This window comes from Motilibacter deserti, from assembly GCF_011250635.1.
Taxonomy (GTDB): Bacteria; Actinomycetota; Actinomycetes; order Motilibacterales; family Motilibacteraceae; genus Motilibacter_A; species Motilibacter_A deserti.
In genome coordinates, this window is the sequence record NZ_JAANNP010000216.1 from 1 (window position 1) to 1,730 (window position 1,730).

Here is a 1,730-nt window from a genome sequence, read left to right on the forward strand (position 1 = left end):
GTCAGAACCCGCCGAACACCGGGGTGGTCGGCGTGTAGGTGCCGCTGAGGACGAAGTTGAGGTAGCGGCCGGCGTTGCGCAGGTACTCGTCGGTCGACACCGCCGCCCGCTCGACCACCGGCTTGTAGGGCAGCGCGGCGACCCCGACGTACGTGAGCGCGTTCAACGCCTGCAGCCGGACTCGTGCATTCGGGTGCGTGTCCACGGTGTCCGCGAGGAACTTGACGCTGTGGAAGGTGTGGCCCAGTCGGGCGAGCGCCTCGGCGAGCGGGATCTTCACGAAGACCGACGTCTCGGTGGCGAACACCTCGGCCAGCGCCCTGGACGCGGGCTCGGCCGCGTCCCCGAGGATCAGCAGCCCGGTCGCCGCCCAGTAGCGGACGACGTCGTTGCCGTGGTCGAGGTCGAGCAGCAGCCGGTCGAGGTTGGCGGGGTCCCTGCGGGCGGCGAGCTCCGCGACCTCCAGGACGTGCTCGAGCGGGTACGCGCCCGGCACGCGGCTCTGCTCGTAGCCCTCGGCCGGGTGCGACTCGGGCAGGAAGCCGTTGTCGTTCACCTCGAGGATGTGCTCCTCGAGCGCCTGCCGGAAGCGGTTGCGCGTCGAGCGGTACTTCGGCACGTCCGCCAGGTTGTGCACCTGGTCGGGGTCGGCGGCCAGGTCGTAGAGCTCCTCCCACGGCTTCTCGTCGAAGAACCGGTCCTGCTCCGGGGTGAGCGTCCCCTCCAGGTGCGCCTGCTCCCACAGCTGGTAGGCCCGCTGCTGCCACATGTAGGCCATGTTGATGCCGTACGGGCGGTGCGGCATGTAGTTGCGGATGTAGACGAACTGCTCGTCGCGCGCCGTCCGCTGCAGGTCGTAGCGCTCGTCCATCCGGCTGCGCTCGCCGAACGTGTAGTACTGCCGCTGCGGGCGCGTGCCGAGGATCGGCTGCCCCTGCAGGTGCGCCGGCACGTCCAGCCCCGCGAGCGACAGCACCGTCGGCGCGAGGTCGACGCCGTGCACCGGCGACGTGACCCGCTGCCCGGGCTTCTTCGACACGAGATGCTGCCACTTCGGCGGCACCCTGATGATGAGCGGGACGTGCAGGCCGTTGTCGTTGCCGAAGCGCTTGCTCCAGGGCAGCGCTCCGCCGTTGTCCCCGGCGTAGACCACGATCGTGTCGTCGGCCAGCCCGTCGGCCTCCAGCTCGGCCAGCCGGCGCCCGAGCTCGGCGTCCGCGACCTCCTGCCGGTTGTAGGAGTGCGCGATCCCGCGCCGGACCTCCAGCGTGTCCGGCAGGAACGCCGGCACCCGGACGTCCTCGGGCTTCACGTTGCCGTCAACCATGGTGAACAGCGAGGACTCGTGGTTGGTCAGCGTCGTGAACGTGGCGAAGAACGGGGTGTCAGCCGTGGGGCGGTTGCGCCAGTGAGCGCTGCCGCTGTTCGCGTCCCAGGTCGCGGCCAGGTCGATGGCGGCGTTGTAGTCCGTCTTGGAGTTGTTGGTCGTGTAGTAGCCGGCCTGGCGCAGGTACTCGGGAAAGCCGCGGACGTACGACGGGATGTTGGCGTTGGCGCGCATGTGGTGCGCCGGGCCCGCCGTCTCCGGATAGAGGCCCGTCACGAACGCGAACCGCGACGGCGCGCAGACCGGCGCCGCGGAGTAGGCGGCCTCGAAGCGGACGCCCTCCGCAGCGAGCCGGTCGATGTTCGGCGTGCGTGCGACCGGGTCGCCGTAGGCACCGTTGTAG

1 protein-coding gene is annotated in these 1,730 nt (G+C 70.4%); it reads right to left on the reverse strand.

Features of this window, described 5'->3' with window-relative positions; translation table 11 throughout:
- Position 1 precedes the first annotated feature (1 nt).
- The coding region (locus G9H71_RS22535; RefSeq protein ID WP_166284985.1) for a sulfatase family protein at positions 2-1,730 on the reverse strand (1,729 nt) is incomplete at its 5' end.